A 20,327-nucleotide genomic window follows, 5' to 3' on the forward strand; every position below is an offset into this window, starting at 1 on the left:
CGCGACAGATTCGAAGGCCGGTCATCTGCTATTTCACGACTAAGCTTGCTTGAAACTCGGCGCTTTGCCCCAAACTTGCTGGCATGGGCCGGCAGAAATACCGGCGGTCGCAAGAACCGCCGTCCACTGCCGATAAACTTCTGCTGCGCCACCCGGTCACAAACTTGAGATCGGTCAACCCGGCACGCGCGAATAGGCGCATGCTGGGATCGGCGCGAAATCGATAACGGATGGTGATTCCTTCGATGGACTTCAAAGACTATTACAAGATACTCGGCGTGGAGCCGACGGCTGACGACAAGGCAATCAAGGCGGCCTATCGCAAGCTGGCGCGCAAATACCACCCCGATGTCAGCAAGGAAAAGGACGCCGAGGCCAAGTTCAAGGACGCCTCGGAAGCCTATGAAGCGCTGAAAAGCGCCGACAAACGCGCCGAATACGACGACCTGCGCCGTTACGGCCAGCACGGTCAGCCGTTCCAGGGCCCACCGGGCTGGCAGAGCCGTGGCGGCTTTGGCGGCGGTGGTGGCGACACAGGTGACTTCTCGGACTTCTTCAGTTCGATCTTCGGCAATCGCGGCCCCGGTTTCGGTGGTGGCGCTGGCCGGCAATCCCGCAGCGCCGGACGGCGAGGGCAAGACGTGGAACTGGAACTGCCGATCTTTCTGGAAGAGACGCTTTCGAACGAATCGAAAAAGATCAGCTTTCAGGTGCCGCAATACAACGGTTCGGGCCAGCACGTCAGCAACACCAGCAAGAGCCTGAACGTGAAGATCCCGGCCGGCGTGGCCGACGGCGAGCGCATCCGCCTCAAGGGTCAGGGCGCACCGGGCATTGGTGGCGGCGCCAATGGCGATCTGTATCTGACCATCCGTTTCGCGCCGCACCCGAAATTCGACGTCGAAGGCGAAAACCTGATCATCACCTTGCCGCTGGCGCCGTGGGAGCTGGCGCTGGGCGCCGAAGTGGCCGTGCCGACCCTGACCGGCAAGATCAACCTCAAGGTCCCGGCCGGCAGCCAGAATGGCCAGCGCATGCGCGCCAAGGGCCACGGCCTGCAGAACAAGGCCGGCGAGCGCGGTTACCTGTTCGTCCAGCTCAAGGCCGTGATGCCGAAAGCCAACGGCGATGACGTCAAGGCGCTGTGGCAGGAACTGGCGAAGAAGGCCGCCTTCAATCCGCGAGAGAACTTCTGATACTGACGACGGAGTAGCCCATCATGAGCAGCCCCCTGATCGTTCAACTGGACATGGCAGAATTCTGTGAGGCGGCCGACCTGTCGGACGTCTACGTGATCGAAATCGTCGAGCACGGCATCCTCGAACCTCAGGGCACGCAGCCCCGGGAATGGCGCTTCACCGACTACGAACTGGCCCTGGCCAAACGCGCCGCCAAGCTGCGGCGCGACCTTGACCTGGAATGGGAAGGCGTCGCCCTGGCGCTGGACCTGCTGGAAGAAGTGCAGGAGTTGCGATCCGAGAACCGCATGCTCCGTCAGCGTCTGGCGCGGCTGGTGGTCGAGTAGCGCTTCAAACCTGTCTGGGCAGCGTCACGCTGAACAGCGTTCCGTCGGCTTCGCTTGAACTGACTTCGATCGTCCCGCCGTGGGCGGTCACCACTTCCTTGATAATGAACAGGCCCAGACCGAGGCTGGTCGACGGCTGGCCGAGTTCTTCGTCGGCACTGCGCACCAATGGATCGAAAATCGTACCGATGGCTTCTGCGGGAATGGGGTTGCCGCAGTTGTGCACGGTCAGAAGCACGTGCCCGGCTTCTCCCTTCAACGTCACGATCACTTCGCGCGGATCAGACCCATGCTGCAAGGCATTGCCGATCAGATTCTGCAGCAGTTGATCGATCCGTCCGGCATCCCAGTTGCCACGGGTGTCACCCTCGGTTTTCAGTGTCGGATCACTTTCCGGATTGCCGGCGCAGGCTTCGGCGATGGCCGCGCGCGCCGCGTCGGCCAGGTCCATCGGTGCCGGTTCGATCGGCAGGCTCTTGCCCAGGCGGCTGCGCACCAGTTCCAGCAGGTCGCTGACCATCGCCGCCATATGCCGCGCACCCTGTCTGATGTTCAGCGCGCAGGTCAGCGCATCGCCTTCCAGCGCCGTTTTGCGCATCAGCAACTCGGTGGACATGCTGACCGCTTGCAACGGTGCGCGCAGGTCATGGCCGAGGATGGCGAGAAAGATATCCCGTGAATGAGCAACCTGTTCGGCGTAGGCGGCCGTCGATTCGGCCAGGGCTTCATCAACGGCTTCGTTGAAACGGATCATGTCCTGAAAGTACGCGATGTCCGGTGATTCCAGACTGTTGACCCAGAGGCGGATCACACAGGCACGCAAATGACGGAACTCGGACGTCATCTGCACCAGGTCGAAGCCCACTGTATGGCGCAACTCACCGTGGCTGGCGCCGGCCTCGTCCAGGCTCGGGGTTTTCTCCGGGCCTTCGCCTTTGGCTTTGGCAATCTGCTCGCTGGCGGTCTGTGCGGTGTCCATGTCGCGGGCGGCGGCCAGCAGAATCTCTCTGGCATGATCGCGCAGCGCCGTTCTGTCCATGGTCTCGGCCGCCGGGGTGATGGTCCTGGCGAACTGTTCCCACTCCTCGACGATGTGATCCGCGTGTTGCCGGATAAATTCGGATAAACGCATGTCCGGGTTCCTGGAAATTCAAGTCGGGGCGTTCGAATATTAGCCCCTTTGGGCGGGAATGAAAGTGCCGCTCGGGCCTGAAATCTCCGCTGACAAGACGCCGTGCCGCGATACCTATGTACCGCCGCCGTTGAGGCTCGCCATGGTCTGCTTTCGCTCCATTTCAAGGAGTGAAACCATGCCCGAAATCCCTGTCTCCCTCTCTTCAACCGATAACGTCACCTCCTCGCCGGGGCCGCTCGCGACGCAAAGTCTGCACGCCGATTTCCTGCACAAGGCCAGCCCGGACTGGTTGGTCAACGCACCGGTTCGGCAGCAGGACGCGCTGAAAAATGCCAATGCCGCCACACCGGACTGGTACAGACGCGCATCGCGCGATCAACGCAAAGCCGTGGGCGATGCCGTGACCGCCAGCCTCGCCGCCCAGACCCGCCTGGACAACGCCATGTCAACCTTTCAGGACATCGACAGCTTCGCCGCGCCGTTGTTGACCAGGGCCCTCAAGGACCGCTTCAACGTGACGCTGGACGTCGACAAGACCTGGCTGGTGCTGAACAAACCGGTGGAGATGGGCATCTTCGCCATCGACATCGATTACTTTGAGGTATTGAAACTGCCTCTGCTACAGGCGGCGCTGCACAACTTCGAAGCCCGCGAATGCAAAAGCGGGGCTTTTCATGAAACATCGGGATTTCGCAGTGAAAGCCTGGAACCCGGCACCCTTGCGCCGTTGAGCACTTCCCTGACGGTCGAGCAGTTCACCGGCCTGTGCCGCTCGCTGGATATCGGGGCGAAATACCAGGCTTACCTCAAGGATTTCCTGCACCCCAGGGACGCGGTGGCCGAGCACGCGCTGCGCGATAAATTCATCGACGCCCATAAAACCGCATTGCGTGCGGCTGCCGAACTGGCATTGGTCAAAGGTGATATCGGGCGTGAAGACTACGCCTCGATTCGTTCAATCCTCGACGGTGAGCTGGCACCGGTTCAGGGCGATCGGCAGATATGGTTTCGCGATCTGAGCCTGATGGGCCGGCGCATGACTGGCTGCGTCATGTTCACGATCTGTGAGAAGTACCGTTACAGCGACGATTCGATTCTGTATATCCCGGGCGATCCCTATCACCCGCTCAAGCGCTACAGGGGCGGGGAGATGGCCGCGATGTTCAAGCGGCGGTTCACCGCACCCGATGCTACTCAGGCTCATCCAGCGGAACCCAACGGCTACCAACGGTTTTTCAGCCAGTTCGTCGCGTATGGCGACCGCTCGCGTTACTTCGGCCAGTTCACTGACGACCCGCCGAACCGTACGCTCGCCCAAAGGCTGGCGCCCTATGAAGCGCTGCTCAATGAGTTTTACAAAGCAGTCAATCCATTCAACGCCGCCCTGACCGGTATTCACGAACTGCCGCCTGCGCCGTCGATCGAGCAGGTGCCGAACACCGATCCCTATCTGAACCCGGTCGGCCTGCCGCGCAAAGGCCATGGCATCTGGGCGCAAAACGTTGACTTGTGGGATTACCTTTATCACCGGCATCGCGACCGGATGATGGACGATGCCCGCAGCCATGCAGTGCCGACGGCGGATGTCGATGCCAAAGTGCGTTCGGAAAAATTCGCCGGATTGTTGAACATCGGCATGCTGGTGCTGATGGGCGTCTCGATGTTCGTGCCGGTTTTGGGTGAAGTGATGATGGTGGTGATGGCCGGGCAACTGCTCGAAGAAACCCTTGAAGGCGCCATCGAGTGGAGCGAGGGTGATCGCAAGACCGCCAAGGCGCATCTGATCGATGTCGCGCAGAACCTGGCGTTGATTGCCTTGATGGCGGGTGCCGGCAAAGGGCTCGCCCGGCTGACCGCCGCCCGATCGACACCGGTCATCGAGAACCTGCATCAGGTGGAAATGCCCGACGGCACGGCCCGCTTGTGGAAGCCTGATCTGAGTGGCTACGAGAGTCCGGTCACACTGGACGCGAACGTTGGACCGAATGCGCTGGGGCAGTACGAGTCGGGAGGAAAAATCTGCATCCGCTTTGACGGCAAGACTTACCAGCAGACTTACGACGAGTCGCTCAAAGCCTGGCGCATCCAGCATCCGAGCGATTCGCAGGCCTATCAGCCGCCCCTGACGCATAACGGCGCCGGTGCATGGCGGCATACCCTGGAACGCCCGCAGGACTGGGACCGGTTGACGTTGTTGCGGCGTATCGGCCACAGCACTGACCCGTTTGCTGACGAGCAATTATTGACGATGGCCGATGTGGCCGGCGTCAGCGACAACGCCTTGCGCAAGATGCACCTGGACAACGCCTTGCCGCCGCCGGAACTGGCCGATGCCATGCAACTGTTCAACGCCGAGCGCGATGCTGGATCGATCGTCGAACAGGCAGCAGGAACACGGGTGGTCGACAGTCGCTTCATGCATCTGATGCCGCTGCTTCCCGACATGCCGCGCTGGCCGTTCGGGCGCAGGCTGCAGATTTACGACAGCCCTGATCTCTCGGGACGTGCACTCGGTTACGGGACGAAGCGCGGCGGCAAGGTGCCGATCCGGATCAGCCGGGCCGAGGTGCTGAACGGTGAGCTACCGACCCGGGTACTCGCAGCACTGGATGAGGCGGAGACAGTGCGTCTGTTGGGTGGCGAGCCCGCGCGCGTTCGCGCATCAAGGGCCCAGGAGTTCTCCAGGCAGATTGCCGACTACGCCGGCGCGCACCAGCCTGCGTTGTTCGACAGTCTTCTCAAGGCAACCGAGCCAGTCGATCCCCGGGCGGCAAAGCTGCAACGAGTCGTCCCCGGGCTGACCGGGCGGGCCGCAACAGCTGCGTTGGGCGAGTCCAACGCCGAGGAACTGGCCCGATTGGACAGCACTGCGAAGGTCCCTTCGCATTTGCAGGAGCTCGGTCGCTGGTATGGCCAGCAAGGACGCCTGGCCCGGGCGCTGGCCGGGTTGCGCAGTGAGACCATGGCCTCGCCGGACAGCCGCCATCTCGCGTTGCAGACGCTGGGCCGGCTGCCGGGCTGGTCGGATGACGTGCGTCTGGAACTCCGCGAAGGCAGTATCAGCGGCCCGCTGCTGGATGCCATCGGCAGCGAAACGGCCTCTGCGCACAAGTATCTGGTCAAGTACGCCGATGCCTTTCAAGCCGCCAACGAGCGTGGCGAGCCGCTCAATGGCATTCCCCACAGGGGGGATAACTTTTTCAGCTCGTTGATGCATGCCTTGCCCGATCCGGCACGGCAGGCGCTGGGGCTGCCGCATGTCGGACAGAGCGTCGAGCTGCAAGGTGCGATCGCTGAACGAGCGCTTGCCGAGCGCAGTCAGTCGGCCTGGCTTCTGCGTGCAGGCGCCGCAGAAAAACCATGGTTCAAGCCGCCGCAGCGTATTGCCTCCCGACTGCTTGGCTATCGCGCGAGTGGCGATGGGCCGGGGCCGGATCCGTCGTTGACCGGTCACGTCCAGAATGTCTACCCGGATCTTACCGATGTTCAGGCACGCGGTTTCATCCTTGAACAATGGCGTCTGGGCAAGAATGACCAGCAGATCTTTCATTTGCTCAATAATCGATTGAGCGAGTGGCGGAGTCTGGAAACAACGCTCGATCAATGGTTGATGTCGCAGAATTTGCGTTTGCGCGCTTCCCGGGACGAGTTCGTCAGTGTGGTGCAAAACATCAAGGACTGTTGGCGCAACGCACCGTTGGCCGGACACGATCCGCAAGCGGCCCGCCTGACGCTGATCAGTGACGCGTCGCTGCCTTCGTTGGCGGCGGACTTTTCCCATGTGCGCGAACTGATGTTGCGCGTTCCGGTCGTGGGCGACACGCTTGCGGCATTTCCCAATGTCGAAAAACTGACATTGACCGCCAGTGTTGCGGAGTTCGACAAAGTGCTCGCGACGTTGAGGACGCTGCGGCACATGACCCGCCTGAAACTCTCCACACCGATTACCGGGCAAGTGGCGACACGGCTTCGGGAACTGAACCGGCTTGAAGAGCTGGAGCTGCACTGTTCCTCTGGAGGCATGAACCCGGTGGTGCCCATGACGCTCGACGTCGGCGGCATGCGCCAATTGCGCAGGCTCGAAATCGGCAGCCCGCAAATGCACCAATGGCCGCGCGGTGTTCTGGACTTGCCACGACTGGAACGCCTGAATTTGCGATCAACCGCGATCAATAGCCTGCCGATGGAAATCTATGAAGGCCATCAGCGGCTGTTGTCCGGCCTGTCGTTGGACTGGTCGAAATTCCCGCGTCGGGTGTTCAAGCCGATCTACGAATTTATCCGCAGCCAGCCCCGGCATTTGATCGATCTGGACGAAATGGTCGCGGATTACTGCCGCGGTGAGCTCAAGCGTTTTGTCGGCATGGAGCCGAGCCTTTTCGATGTCCTGAGTACGGGGTTCAAGGCGCAATGGCCAGACATCGGCAGCCGCTTCGCCGCGATCGAAACCCTGAGCGAGCAGTTCAGCGAACTCAACCGGCTTCAGGAGTGGGTCGGTTCCGAGCCGACGGTCCTCAACGGCGGTGCAGTACGTTCGGCAGTGGCCGAGGCGCTGAAGACCAGCTGGCGCAGCGGGTTGTTCCAGCGTTATGGCGCGCGCACCGAGAGCCTGTTTTACAACCTGTATGTCAGCCTGCCCAATGATGCCTCGGTGCTGGATATTCTCGGCTCGCCGGTGGACAGTCTGCCGGCCCTGTCGCCTGAGGGGTTCGCTCATGTCAGAAGTCTGAATCTGGCCGGGTTGCAGGCCCCGGTCGAACAGTTGCGCGGTTTTATCCGCACGTTTCGCGGGGTCGATAACCTCGACCTGAGCCATTGTGGCTTGACCGAACTGCCGCTGGACTCAAGCGATCTGCCGGCACTCGAAACCCTGAACCTGCATGACAACCCGCTGAACAGCATCGATGTGCGCGGAATGAATCGCCTGATGGCACTGGACCTCAGCGCGACGACCCTGCGCGAATGGCCGGTCGGTGCGGAGTCTCTGCCGGAGCTGACCTGGCTGGATCTCAGCGACAGTCAGTTGACCGCGCTGCCGGAGGCGTTGCTGGCGCGTGATGCGTTGTTGCTTGATACCAGCCTGGTTGGCACACCGCTTACCGAGCAGGCCAAAGTGTCGCTGGGCAGTGCGCGCCAGCGCATCGAAGAGGCCAGAGGTCTGATGCCTGGATCGCTTCAGCGCTTTGCCCTGGAAGAACCGCGCCATCGCACGCCGCCTGCGGAAAGCGGCTCGGTGATCGCCCGGCGGTTGCTGCCGCTGCCTCCGCTCACGGCAACGGGCGAGGGGGCGGCCGGGTGGGCTGCTCGCGTCCGGCGTTTGCGTCCGCAGTACGACAGCGCGCAGGCGCAGCAGGCGATAGTACGGATGCAGGGCGCCGGGTTGACCGAGGTGCAGATCGGTGCGCGAATCGACGCATGGGAGCAGACATTCGAGTCGCTGACCCGGCGTCTGAACGATTGGCTGTTCACCCATGAAACCCGCGGCATGGATTGGGTCGTGTCATCGCGCACCCGCCAACTTGCGGCGCAGCGGATCATCGAATGCTGGCGTGAAGGTACGATTGACTGGAATGGCGTGACTGATCGAGAGCTGAACCTCGACGGTCTGCAAGTCGGCAATCTGCCCGAACTGTCAGAGGCGTTTCCTGCGGTGAGCACCCTGAATCTGGCGGGGGTCAAGCTTTCCACCGATGGCTCCAGTGCTTTCCTCAGGGCATTCACGCAGGTGCGAAAGCTCAACCTCAGCGGCAACCACTTGCCGGCAATCCCTGAGCCTGTCGGGCAAATGCGTCAGCTGGAACGACTGGAACTGTCACTCACCGGCCTCGCGGATTCCGCAGCGCTGGATCAAGCGCTCGAGGGGCTGTCGCAGTTGCAGTGGCTGGACCTGAGCCATAACGGCCTGCGCACATTCAGCGTCACTCGTCTCGAGCGACTGGAGCGGCTGGACCTGCGTGACAACCTGCTCACGGCATGGCCGGAAGGCGTGCTGCAAGCGCCCCGTCTGCGAGTGATCGACCTGAGCAACAACGAGATCTCGTCGATTCCTGTCGAGTTGTACGACCGCGACCATGCCATGTTGCTCGCCGGCAGCAATCTGTCGGAGAACTACGAGATATCGCAGCAAAGCCTGATGCGCCTGCGTGAGTACGCCGATGCCCATGGGCGTCGCGATGTGTTGGGTATGACGTATGCCGATATCGACCGGATGATCGATGACATGGAAAGTACGACCGAAAGCGACGACGAAGGCGCGGGTACAGAGAGTGATGCAGAACCGGATGAAGTGGTCCCGACACTCGCTGAAAGCATCCTCGAACAACAAGCCGCGCCCTGGATTGAAAACATCCCGCAAGAGGACGCCGCACGATATCGGGCCATGTGGCAGCGGTTGGCTGCCGAGCCTGACAACGGGGCGTTCTTCCATCTGTTGTCGCGGATGCCGGATACCGAAGAGTTTCGGGTATTTCGCGCCGACCTGACCCGGCGCGTGTGGGAAGTTGTCGAGGCGGCGGATGGCAGTCAGGAGCTGCGCGACACGCTGTTTTCGATGGCGACCACCCACACCACCTGTGTTGATGGCCGCACCCTGGCGCTCAGTGAAATCGAGGTCAAGGTCTTCGAGTACAACGCCTTGCGACACTTGCAGCCCGGCCTCGCGGCGAAGGGGCGCGCCTTGCTCGACTTGTCGCGGCAGCTGTTCCGCCTGGGCGAGGTGGAAAAACTGGCCGCACGCAGCATGGGCCGTCACGCCGATCCGGCGGAAGTGCGACTGCAATACCGGATCGGTCTGACTTCAGGCTGGGAGGACGGTCTGCAACTGCCGGGGCAACCCAGCCACATGCGATTTGCCCGGCCGATCAGGGGCGAGGAGCTGGTGACCGCGCGTGAGGCGGTGGTGAAAGCCGAAAAAGGCGAGCGGTTCTATGAAGAACTGATCAGCCGCGATTACTGGGTGCAGTACCTGACCGAGAAGTACCCGGATGAACTCGGTGCGCTCAAGCGCAGCGCGGATGAAAAGCTGCAACGACTTGAGGACGAATATGAGGGCGTGACCAGCACGGCATACCAAGAGGCGGTTCAGGCGCTCGAGATCGAGCGTGGTATCGAGCGCAACCAGCAACTGATTGCCCTGTCGCACCTCGAAACCGGCGAACCGGTGACGGTCGGGCTCGACGATGAGCAGCCTGGCACTTCAGGTTATCTGATGGACACCTCAACCCGCTGAGGCGCCGCCAGCCCCGATCGTCGAAAGCTCGACGACCGGGGCTTTGGCTCAGAACAGAAAGTAACGCTGGGCCATTGGCAGGGTTTCGGCCGGTTCACACCAGAGCAACACCCCGTCGGCCTTGACCTGATAGGTCTGCGGGTCGACGTCGATGTTGGGCAGGTAGTCGTTGTGGATCAGGTCGGTTTTCTGCACGTCGCGGCAACCTTTGACCACCGCGATTTTCTTCTTCAGGCCCAATGCTTCGGGCAATCCCGACGCCTGCGCCGCCTGACTGATGAAGGTCAGGCTGGTGGCGTGCAGCGAGCCGCCGTAACTGGCGAACATCGGGCGGTAGTGCACCGGTTGCGGGGTCGGGATCGACGCGTTGGCGTCGCCCATCAGGCTGGCGGCGATGGCGCCGCCCTTGAGGATCAGCGTCGGTTTCACGCCGAAGAATGCCGGGCGCCACAGCACCAGATCGGCCCATTTGCCGACTTCCACCGAACCCACTTCATGACTGATGCCATGGGTGATCGCCGGGTTGATCGTGTACTTGGCGATGTAGCGTTTGGCGCGGAAGTTATCGTTGCCTTCGCCGTCCTGCGCGAGCGGCCCGCGCTGTTTCTTCATCTTGTCGGCGGTCTGCCAGGTGCGCGTGATGACTTCGCCGACGCGGCCCATGGCCTGGCTGTCGGAGCTGATCATCGAGAACGCGCCGAGGTCGTGGAGGATGTCTTCGGCGGCAATCGTTTCGCGGCGGATGCGGCTTTCGGCGAACGCCACGTCTTCGGCAATGCTCGGGTCGAGGTGGTGGCAGACCATCAGCATGTCGAGGTGTTCGTCGATGGTGTTGCGGGTGAACGGCCGGGTCGGGTTGGTCGAACTCGGCAGTACGTTGGCGAAACCGCAGGCCTTGATGATGTCCGGCGCGTGGCCGCCACCGGCACCTTCGGTGTGATAGGTGTGGATGGTCCGGCCCTTGAACGCGCCGAGGGTGGTTTCGACGAAACCGGACTCGTTGAGGGTGTCGGTGTGGATCGCTACCTGCACGTCGTACTGGTCGGCGACGCTCAGGCAGTTGTCGATGCTCGCCGGGGTGGTGCCCCAGTCTTCGTGCAGCTTGAGGCCGATGGCGCCGGCCTTGACCTGTTCGATCAACGGCTCCGGCAGGCTGGCGTTGCCCTTGCCGGTGAGGCCGATGTTCATCGGGAATGCGTCCGCTGCCTGGAGCATCCGCGCCAGGTGCCACGGCCCTGAAGTGCAGGTGGTGGCGTTGGTGCCGGTGGCTGGTCCCGTGCCGCCGCCGATCATGGTGGTGACGCCGCTCATCAGCGCCTCTTCGATCTGCTGCGGGCAGATGAAGTGGATGTGGGTGTCGATGCCGCCGGCGGTGAGGATCATGCCCTCGCCGGCAATCACTTCGGTGCTGGCGCCGATGGCGATGGTCACGCCGGGCTGCACGTCGGGGTTGCCGGCCTTGCCGATGGCGGCGATGCGCCCGTCCTTGAGGCCCACGTCAGCCTTGACGATGCCCCAGTGGTCGATGATCAGGGCGTTGGTGATGACGGTGTCGACCACTTCGGCCGCCAGCAACTGGCTCTGACCCTGGCCGTCGCGGATCACTTTGCCGCCGCCGAACTTCACTTCTTCGCCGTAGGTGGTGAAGTCCTGTTCGACCTCGATCCACAGCTCGGTGTCGGCCAGGCGCACCTTGTCGCCGACGGTGGGGCCGAACATGTCGGCGTAGGCTTGTCTGGAAATCTTCATCTGGCGTCCTTCAGGAAAATAGCGGTGAGCCATCGACCCTCACCCTAACCCTAACCCTCTCCCAGAGGGAGAGGGGACTGATCGCGGTGAGGCGGCTATCGGTGATCGGCTCCCTCTCCCTCCGGGAGAGGGTTGGGGTGAGGGCTGCGGTACACGCGGACTCAGAGGTCACCCATGACCCGCCCGGCAAACCCGAACACCCGCCGGTGCCCGGCATAGTCCACCAGTTCCACCTCGCGGCTCTGCCCAGGCTCGAAGCGCACGGCGGTGCCCGCCGGAATGTTCAGGCGCATGCCACGGCTGGCCGCGCGGTCGAAGGTCAGGGCATCGTTGGTTTCGAAAAAGTGATAGTGCGAGCCGACCTGGATCGGCCGGTCGCCGCTGTTCGCCACTTTCAGGCTGACAGTGCGGCGACCGACGTTGAGTTCGATGTCGCCGGGCTGGATTTTGTATTCGCCGGGAATCATCAGTTCGCTCCTTGCAGGACTTTGTAATAGAGGGCCGTCGGGCGATAGGTGCCGTTCGGGTCGCAAGCGTAATCGGGGATTTCCCCGGCCCGGGTGTAACCCAGGGCCTTGTAGAAATCTTCGGCGGGGGAGCCGGCCTCGGTGTCGAGGTAAAGCATGCCGCGCTTGTACTGACGCGCGGTCTGTTCCAGTGCTTGCATCAACTGCTGGCCGAGGCCGCGTCGCCGGGCGTGTTCGCGCACCAGCAGTTTCTGCACCTCGGCGCGGTTCAGGCCGTTGGCCTTCTGGCACAGGCTCAACTGGACGCTGGCCTGCACCTGTTCGTCCTTGACCACCACCCACAGCAAGACGTTGCCCTTGTTCAGGTTGTCCTGCACGTCGTCGAAATAGGCGCGGGCCTGCGTGGCATCGAGGTCGGCCATGAAGCCGACGCTGGCGCCATAACCCACGGCGTCGAGCAACAGGTCAATCAGGCCCTGACGATAGTGCGCAAAACTTTCAGCATTGACGCGTCGCAGTTGGGCGGGGTTCATCGGTGTCACTCCTTGTGGGCGGGCGGCGGCTCCGCGCCAGGATTGAGGGTCAGTTGCATGAAGGTCAGGTCGAGCCAGCGGCCGAACTTGGTGCCGACTTGCGGCATCTGCCCGGTGGTGATGAAACCGGCGCGCTCGTGCAGGCGGATAGACGCAGCGTTGCCGCTCTCGATAGCGGCGACCATGACGTGCTTGTCGCAGGTTTTCGCGCGTTCGATCAGCGCGGTCATCAGTTGCGGGCCGAGGCCGTTGCCGCGCTGGTCGCTGCGCACGTAGACCGAGTGCTCGACGGTGTGGCGGAAACCGTCGAACGGCCGCCAGTCACCGAACGAAGCGTAGCCAAGGGTGGTGTTGTCGGCGTCGACGATCACCAGGATCGGATAACCCTGAGCCTGACGGGCGCTGAACCACGCCTGACGGTTGCCGAGGTCGACGGCGGATTCATTCCAGATCGCCGTGGTGTTGAGCACGGCGTCGTTGTAGATGTCACGGATCGCCGGCAGGTCGGCGTGCAGTGCATCGCGGATGGTGTAAGTCATGGCGCGGCCTCAGACGATCGGTTGGTGGACGGTGACCAGTTTGGTGCCGTCGGGAAACGTCGCTTCGACCTGGATCTCCGGGATCATTTCCGGGATGCCTTCCATCACCTGATCGCGGGTCAGCAGGGTGGTGCCGTAGTGCATCAGTTCGGCCACGGTCTGGCCGTCACGAGCGCCTTCGAGCAGCGCCGCCGAGATGTAGGCCATGGCTTCCGGGTAGTTGAGCTTCACGCCACGGGCCAGTCGCCGCTCGGCAACGAGGCCGGCGGTGAAGATCAGCAGCTTGTCTTTTTCGCGTGGGGTCAGGTCCATCGTTTTAAATCCATTTGGGCAGATTTGTGTGGTTCTTGTGGTGAGTGGGGTGCCAGTCAGACCCAGCCCTCACCCTAACCCTCTCCCGGAGGGAGAGGGGACTGATCTCGGTCGTTTTCAGTGGCCAGTTCAGTCAGTTGAATTCTCGTGTCTGAAACATTTCCAGCGGTCACCTCGGTCAGGCCCCCTCTCCCTCCGGGAGAGGGCGGGGGGTGAGGGCTGGTTTTCAGGTGTTCCATATTCTTGGCGGTACAGCCTCGCGTCCCATCAATTTCGGCCGCAACAAGCGCCACAATTCAATAAGCCACGCCCGCGCCAGCAACGCTTCACCGGCCAGACAACGGGCGACCAAAAGTCCGGGAAGTTGCGTCAGATCCCCGCGCACGTCGTGGTTTAGCGAGCGGCAGCGCTCCAGCAATTCAGCATCAATCTCACCGGTGACCAGCAACGTCGCAAACACCGGATGGCCATCCAGCCCGATCGGCGAATCGAGCAAACCGTCATCGCCGACGATGCGCTGGCGCTCATGCCACAACAACCGCCCATCACGGCGAATATCCAGATGCGCCTGGAAATGCCCGAGGTCGAAACGCTCGCCACTGGCCGGACGCCCGAGGGCCACCACGTCCCAGTAAAACAGTCGCGCATCGCCTTCAAGCTCGATCGAGGTCGTGAGTTCAGCCTGGGCGGCGCTGTAGACGATGGTTTCCTGGGGCAGCCATTCCAGTGTCGCGCCATCGGCGACATGCAGGTTCAGCGACTGATAAGCGGGCCCCGCCGCGCGATACCACTTGGCCGCGCCGGGGCTGGTGATCTGCGCCCAGGCGCCTTGTTCGACGCGGGCGCTGATGTCCAGCCGGTCACCCCCGGCAATCCCGCCCGGCGGGTGGACGATGATGTGCTGACAGACCTCGGGCCCTTCGGCGTACAGATGCTTTTGCACCCGCAACGGGCCGAGGTGCCGGCGTCGGGTCGGCCGCGTGCAATCGCCGAAGCGGGCGTAGGCCAGCTCCAGCTCGGCATGCCAGCTCGGGGTAAACAGGGCAGTCGCAACAGGTAAGTTCATGTTTTCTGATTATCGTTAGGACGCTACAGATTAGACCGTAACCTCAAATAGTCACCAGCCCGCGTACACCTTCGGCTTCCATATTTTCGCCACGGCCCTGCTGCACGATCTCGCCCCGGGACATCACCAGGTACTGATCGGCCAGTTCGGCGGCGAAATCGTAGAACTGCTCCACCAGCAGAATCGCCATGTCGCCCCGGGCCGCGAGCTTCTTGATCACCGCGCCGATTTCCTTGATCACCGACGGCTGGATGCCTTCGGTGGGTTCGTCGAGAATCAGCAAACGCGGACGGCTGGCCAGTGCGCGGCCGATGGCGAGCTGCTGTTGCTGACCACCGGACAAGTCGCCGCCGCGCCGCTGTTTCATTTGCAACAGCACCGGGAACAGCTCGTAGATGAACGCCGGAACCTCTTTGGCTTCGCTGCCGGGGAAACGCGACAGACCCATCAGCAGGTTTTCTTCCACGGTCAGCCGGCCGAAAATCTCCCGTCCCTGCGGGACGTAGGCGATCCCGGCGTGCACCCGCTGATGCGGCTTGAACGTGGTGATCGGTTTGCCTTCCCAGTTCACCGCGCCTTCCTTGGCCGGCAACAGGCCCATCAGGCATTTGAGCAGCGTGGTCTTGCCCACACCGTTACGCCCGAGCAGGCAGGTCACTTCGCCGACCTTCACGTCAAAGCTCAGGCCGCGCAGGATGTGGCTTCCGCCGTAGTACTGATGCAGCTTGTCGACTTGCAGCATGTTCAAACTCTCCCCGGTGATCGTTCCCACGCTCTGCGTGGGAATGAATCCCGTGACGCTCCGCGTCACATAACGGCGGACGCGGAGCGTCCATGGCGGCATTCCCACGCGGACGGTTCGACGCCTCGACGTGGGAACGATCTGAATCGCAGGGCTAACGACCGAGGTAAACCTCGATCACGCGCTCGTTGTCCTGCACCTGTTCCAGTGATCCTTCGGCCAGCACGCTGCCCTGATGCAACACGGTGACGTGGTCGGCAATCGAACCGACGAAGCCCATGTCGTGTTCCACCACCATCAGCGAGTGCTTGCCCGCGAGCGACTTGAACAGCTCGGCGGTGAATTCGGTTTCGGCGTCGGTCATGCCCGCCACCGGTTCATCGAGCAGCAGCAATTGCGGGTCCTGCATCAGCAACATGCCGATTTCCAGAAACTGCTTCTGCCCATGAGACAGCAGCCCGGCGGGGCGATTGACCGAAGTGGTCAGGCGAATCGTGTCGAGCACTTCGCTGATCCGGTCTTTCTGCTCGCCGCTCAACCTCGCCCGCAGGCTGGCCCACACCGACTTGTCGGTTTTCTGCGCCAGCTCCAGGTTCTCGAACACGCTCAATGCTTCGAACACCGTCGGTTTCTGGAACTTGCGACCGATGCCGGCCTGGGCGATCTGCACTTCGCTCATCTGCGTCAGGTCGAGGGTTTCACCGAACCACGCTTTGCCGTGGCTTGGTCGGGTCTTGCCGGTGATCACGTCCATCAGCGTGGTCTTGCCCGCGCCGTTGGGGCCGATGATGCAGCGCAGTTCGCCGACGCCGATGTACAGGTTCAGATTGTTCAGCGCCCGGAAACCGTCGAAGCTGACGCTGATGTCTTCCAGGGTCAGGATCGTGCCGTGGCGGGTGTCGAGGCCCGGACCGACGCGTTGCCCGAGGCCGATCGAGTCGCGGCTGGTGCCTTCGTCCTTGTTCGGTTCCACCGGGAAAAAGGCCGGTTCCAGCATGAATTCAGCGCTCGCCGTGACTCTCATGATTCACCTCGTTTCTTCAGCAGACCGATCACACCCTTGGGCAGGTACAACGTCACGACGATGAACAGCGCGCCGAGGAAGAACAGCCAGTATTCGGGGAAGGCCACGGTGAACCAGCTCTTCATGCCGTTGACCACACCGGCGCCGAGCAGCGGGCCGATCAGGGTGCCGCGCCCGCCAAGGGCCACCCACACGGCGGCTTCGATCGAGTTGGTTGGCGACATTTCGCTCGGGTTGATGATCCCAACCTGTGGCACGTACAACGCACCGGCCAGGCCGCACAACACTGCGCTCAAGACCCAGACGAACAGCTTGAAGCCGCGCGGGTCGTAGCCGCAGAACATCAGGCGATTTTCCGCGTCACGCAACGCGGTCAGCACCCGGCCGAACTTGCTGCGCGCCAGCCGCCAGCCGATGAACAGACTCGCCACCAGCAGCAACACCGTCGCCAGAAACAGCACCGCGCGCGTGCCGGGTTCGGTGATGCCGAAACCGAGGATCGTGCGGAAATTGGTGAAACCGTTGTTGCCGCCGAACCCGGTCTCGTTGCGGAAAAACAGCAGCATCCCGGCGAAGGTCAGGGCCTGGGTCATGATCGAGAAATACACGCCCTTGATCCTTGAGCGGAAGGCGAAAAAACCGAACACCAGCGCCAGCAACCCCGGCGCCAACACCACCAGGCACATCGCCCAGAGGAAGTTACCGGTGCCGCTCCAGTACCACGGCAATTCCGTCCAAGACAGAAAGGTCATGAACGCCGGCAAGCCATCACCGGCAGCCTGGCGCATCAGGTACATGCCCATCGCATAACCGCCGAGGGCGAAGAACAGACCGTGGCCCAGCGACAAGAGACCGGCGTAACCCCAGACCAGATCCAGTGCCAGGGCGACGATGGCGTAGCAGAGAATCTTGCCGACCAGCGTCAGGGTGTAAGCAGAAACGTGCAGTGCACTGTCCGCCGGCAACAGCGACAGCAGCGGCAGAGCGATCAGCAAGGCGAGCACCACCGCGCCGATGGCGAGGGTGACTTTCGGGCCGGCCTTTTGTGTGGCCGTGACTACTAGAGGCTGGTTCATCAGTCGATCACCCGTCCTTTCAGTGCGAAGAGGCCTTGCGGACGTTTCTGGATGAACAGAATGATCAGCGCGAGGATCAGGATCTTGCCGAGCACCGCACCGATCTGCGGTTCGAGAATCTTGTTGGCGATGCCCAGGCCAAATGCGGCGAACACGCTGCCGGCCAGTTGCCCGACGCCGCCGAGCACCACCACCAGGAACGAGTCGATGATGTAGCTCTGGCCGAGGTCCGGGCCGACATTGCCGATCTGGCTCAGGGCCACGCCACCGAGCCCGGCGATGCCCGAGCCGAGGCCGAAGGCGAACATGTCGACGCGCCCGGTGGGCACGCCGCAGCAGGCGGCCATGTTGCGGTTCTGGGTGACGGCGCGCACGTTCAGGCCGAGGCGGGTCTTGTTCAGCAGCAGCCAGGTCAGCACCACCACGAACAACGCAAAGGCGATGATCACGATGCGGTTGTACGGCAGCACCAGATTCGGCAGCACCTGAATCCCGCCGGACAGCCACGCCGGGTTCGCCACTTCAACGTTCTGCGCACCGAACACCAGTCGCACCAGCTGAATCAGCATCAGGCTGATGCCCCAGGTGGCGAGCAGGGTTTCCAGTGGGCGGCCGTAGAGGTGACGGATCACCGTGCGCTCCAGGGCCATGCCGATGGCGGCCGTGACGAAGAACGCCACCGGCAGCGCGATCAGCGGATAGAACTCGATGGCATTCGGCGCGTAGCGCTGGAACATCAGCTGCACGACGTAGGTCGAGTAGGCGCCGAGCATCAGCATTTCGCCGTGGGCCATGTTGATCACGCCGAGCAGGCCGAAGGTGATCGCCAGGCCAAGTGCCGCGAGCAACAGAATCGAACCGAGGGACATGCCGCTGAAGGCCTGGCCGAGCAGTTCGCCGACCAGCAGTTTGCGCTTGACCTGGGCGAGGCTGGTTTCGGCGGCGGTGCGCACGTTGGCATCGGTTTCGACGCCGAGTTCGAGCAGGCCTTCGAGGCGGGTGCGGGCCAGTGGATCGCCGGTTTCACCGAGCAGACGCACGGCTGCGAGGCGTACCGCCGGGTCAGTGTCGACCAGTTGCAGGTTGGCCAGCGCCAGGCTCAGGGCGGCGTGGACGCTTTCATCGGTTTCGCCAGCCAGTTGCTGGTCGAGAAATTTCAGCTGCGCCGGTTTGGCGCTTTTCTGCAATTGCTGCGCGGCAGTCAGACGGGTTTTGGCGTCGGCGGCGAGCAATTGGTGGCTGGCCAGCGCGGTGTCGATCAGACCCCGCAGGCGGTTGTTCAGGCGCAGGGTTTTGGGTTGGCCGTCGACGGTCAGTTCGCCTTGTTGCAGGGCATTGATCAGTTCGACACGCGCCGGATCGGGCTGCGCGGCCCAGGCTTCCAGCAGTTTGGCCTGTTGCGTCGGGTTGGCGGCGACGAAGTCTTCCGCATCTCCGGCATGGACGGCCATCGGCAGCAAAAGTGCGACGGCCAGGATCAAGCGGTAAAGGGCAGTGGGCATAACGGGCATTCCTGTATTGATCGTTCCCACGCTCTGCGTGGGAATGCCTCAACGGACGCTCCGCGTCCGCTCTTGGGACGCAGAGCGTCCCCGGCTGCATTCCCACGCAGAGCGTGGGAACGATCAGGTTGAGCGGGTTAACTCAGTTGCTCTTCACCGCATACTCCGGCTTCTTGTCATTACCCGGAATGAACGGGCTCCACGGCTGCGCCCGAATCGGCCCCTCGGTCTGCCACACCACGTTGAACTGACCGTCGCTCTGGATCTCGCCGATCATCACCGGTTTGTGCAGGTGGTGATTGGTCTTGTCCATGGTCAGGGTGTAGCCGGACGGCGCGGCAAAGGTCTGGCCGCCGAGGGCTTCGCGGACCTTGTCGACGTCGGTCGATTTGGCTTTCTCCGCCGCCTGCGCCCACATGTGGATGCCGACGTAAGTGGCTTCCATCGGGTCGTTGGTCACCGCTTTGTCGGCGCCCGGCAGGTTGTGTTTCTTCGCGTAGGCTTTCCAGTCGGCGACGAACTTCTTGTTCACCGGGTTATCCACCGACTCGAAGTAGTTCCACGCCGCGAGGTTGCCCACCAGCGGCTTGGTGTCGATGCCGCGCAGTTCTTCTTCGCCCACCGAGAATGCCACCACCGGTACGTCGGTGGCCTTCAGGCCCTGGTTGGCCAGCTCTTTGTAGAACGGCACGTTGGAGTCGCCATTCACGGTCGAGATCACAGCGGTCTTGCCGCCGGCCGAGAATTTTTTGATGTTGGCGACGATGGTTTGATAGTCGCTGTGGCCGAACGGGGTGTAGACCTCTTCGATGTCCTTGTCGGCCACGCCTTTGGAGTGCAGGAACGAGCGCAGGATCTTGTTGGTGGTGCGCGGGTAGACGTAGTCGGTGCCGAGCAGGAAGTAGCGCTTGGCACTGCCACCTTCTTCACTCATCAGGTATTCAACCGCCGGGATCGCTTGCTGGTTCGGCGCGGCGCCGGTGTAGAACACGTTCGGCGACATCTCTTCACCTTCGTACTGCACCGGGTAGAACAGCAGGCCGTTGAGTTCTTCGAACACCGGCAGCACCGATTTGCGCGACACCGAGGTCCAGCAACCGAACACCACCGCGACCTTGTCCTGGGTCAGCAACTGCCGGCCCTTTTCCGCGAACAGCGGCCAGTTCGACGCCGGGTCGACCACCACCGGTTCGAGCATCTTGCCGTTCACCCCGCCCTTGGCGTTGATCTCGTCGATGGTCATCAACGCCATGTCCTTGAGCGACGTTTCGGAGATCGCCATGGTGCCGGACAACGAATGCAGAATCCCGACCTTGATGGTCTCGGCGGCCTGTACGGTCCAGGTCATGCCCATCGCGGCAATGGATGCCGTGAGTGTGAAAGCCTTGATCAAACTGCGACGCTTCATTGTGCGATCTCCATGAACGTT

15 protein-coding genes are annotated in these 20,327 nt (G+C 62.4%); 3 read left to right on the forward strand and 12 right to left on the reverse strand.

The features are described from left to right. The first annotated feature begins 245 nt into the window (after positions 1–245). Complete coding sequence (locus CAF74_RS12310; protein WP_085746571.1) at positions 246–1,196, forward strand: DnaJ C-terminal domain-containing protein; 951 nt, start codon at positions 246–248, stop codon at positions 1,194–1,196. Positions 1,197–1,219: 23 nt separating this feature from the next. Continuing rightward, positions 1,220–1,525, forward strand: coding sequence for a chaperone modulator CbpM (locus CAF74_RS12315; protein ID WP_085746536.1), 306 nt, complete (start codon positions 1,220–1,222; stop codon positions 1,523–1,525). 4 nt (positions 1,526–1,529) lie between these two features. Here CAF74_RS12315 and CAF74_RS12320 read toward each other — a convergent pair whose 3' ends face one another. Continuing rightward, the gene (locus tag CAF74_RS12320; protein ID WP_085746537.1) at positions 1,530–2,657 is read right to left on the reverse strand and encodes a sensor histidine kinase; all 1,128 of its coding nucleotides are present in this window, start codon (positions 2,655–2,657) and stop codon (positions 1,530–1,532) included. A gap of 178 nt (positions 2,658–2,835) precedes the next feature. On the opposite strand from CAF74_RS12320, the gene CAF74_RS12325 reads away from it, so the two are divergent. Continuing rightward, the gene (locus CAF74_RS12325; RefSeq protein ID WP_176240483.1) at positions 2,836–9,888 is read left to right on the forward strand and encodes an NEL-type E3 ubiquitin ligase domain-containing protein; all 7,053 of its coding nucleotides are present in this window, start codon (positions 2,836–2,838) and stop codon (positions 9,886–9,888) included. 48 nt (positions 9,889–9,936) lie between these two features. Here the strand turns inward: CAF74_RS12325 and ureC are convergent, their stop codons facing one another. The 11 genes from ureC to urtA all read right to left on the reverse strand — a co-directional run bounded on the left by ureC (position 9,937) and on the right by urtA (position 20,306). Further along, positions 9,937–11,637 carry an urease subunit alpha gene (gene ureC / locus CAF74_RS12330; RefSeq protein ID WP_085746539.1) on the reverse strand — a complete coding sequence of 567 codons (1,701 nt, stop codon included), beginning with the start codon at positions 11,635–11,637 and terminating at the stop codon, positions 9,937–9,939. A 161-nt stretch (positions 11,638–11,798) separates the two neighbouring features. Next, the gene (locus CAF74_RS12335; protein ID WP_007950605.1) at positions 11,799–12,104 is read right to left on the reverse strand and encodes an urease subunit beta; all 306 of its coding nucleotides are present in this window, start codon (positions 12,102–12,104) and stop codon (positions 11,799–11,801) included. Beyond that, positions 12,104–12,637 carry a GNAT family N-acetyltransferase gene (locus tag CAF74_RS12340; protein WP_039766745.1) on the reverse strand — a complete coding sequence of 178 codons (534 nt, stop codon included), beginning with the start codon at positions 12,635–12,637 and terminating at the stop codon, positions 12,104–12,106. Before CAF74_RS12340 ends, CAF74_RS12335 begins: the two co-directional genes overlap by 1 nt. 5 nt (positions 12,638–12,642) lie before the next feature. After that, positions 12,643–13,176, reverse strand: coding sequence for a GNAT family N-acetyltransferase (locus CAF74_RS12345; protein WP_007950603.1), 534 nt, complete (start codon positions 13,174–13,176; stop codon positions 12,643–12,645). A gap of 9 nt (positions 13,177–13,185) precedes the next feature. Next, positions 13,186–13,488, reverse strand: a complete 303-nt coding sequence (gene ureA, locus CAF74_RS12350) for an urease subunit gamma (protein ID WP_039766748.1) — start codon at positions 13,486–13,488, stop codon at positions 13,186–13,188. Positions 13,489–13,714: 226 nt separating this feature from the next. Continuing rightward, positions 13,715–14,554: an urease accessory protein UreD gene (locus tag CAF74_RS12355; RefSeq protein WP_085746540.1), complete on the reverse strand. Its 840-nt coding sequence runs from the start codon at positions 14,552–14,554 to the stop codon at positions 13,715–13,717. A 43-nt stretch (positions 14,555–14,597) separates the two neighbouring features. Further along, positions 14,598–15,296 (reverse strand): urea ABC transporter ATP-binding subunit UrtE, encoded by a 699-nt coding sequence (urtE, locus tag CAF74_RS12360; protein WP_007950600.1) that lies wholly within the window; start codon positions 15,294–15,296, stop codon positions 14,598–14,600. Positions 15,297–15,450: 154 nt separating this feature from the next. Further along, positions 15,451–16,320: an urea ABC transporter ATP-binding protein UrtD gene (gene urtD / locus CAF74_RS12365; protein WP_085746541.1), complete on the reverse strand. Its 870-nt coding sequence runs from the start codon at positions 16,318–16,320 to the stop codon at positions 15,451–15,453. Beyond that, positions 16,317–17,396 (reverse strand): urea ABC transporter permease subunit UrtC, encoded by a 1,080-nt coding sequence (gene urtC, locus CAF74_RS12370; protein WP_085746542.1) that lies wholly within the window; start codon positions 17,394–17,396, stop codon positions 16,317–16,319. The genes urtD and urtC overlap by 4 nt, the downstream gene beginning before the upstream one ends. Then, positions 17,396–18,898: an urea ABC transporter permease subunit UrtB gene (gene urtB, locus CAF74_RS12375; protein ID WP_085746543.1), complete on the reverse strand. Its 1,503-nt coding sequence runs from the start codon at positions 18,896–18,898 to the stop codon at positions 17,396–17,398. The genes urtC and urtB overlap by 1 nt, the downstream gene beginning before the upstream one ends. Before the next feature lie 142 nt (positions 18,899–19,040). Further along, the gene (gene urtA / locus CAF74_RS12380; RefSeq protein ID WP_085746544.1) at positions 19,041–20,306 is read right to left on the reverse strand and encodes an urea ABC transporter substrate-binding protein; all 1,266 of its coding nucleotides are present in this window, start codon (positions 20,304–20,306) and stop codon (positions 19,041–19,043) included. Between the last annotated feature and the right edge of the window lie 21 nt (positions 20,307–20,327).

The sequence above is a fragment of the Pseudomonas sp. R45(2017) genome (genome assembly GCF_002112305.1).
Taxonomy (GTDB): domain Bacteria; phylum Pseudomonadota; class Gammaproteobacteria; order Pseudomonadales; family Pseudomonadaceae; genus Aquipseudomonas; species Aquipseudomonas paraglycinae.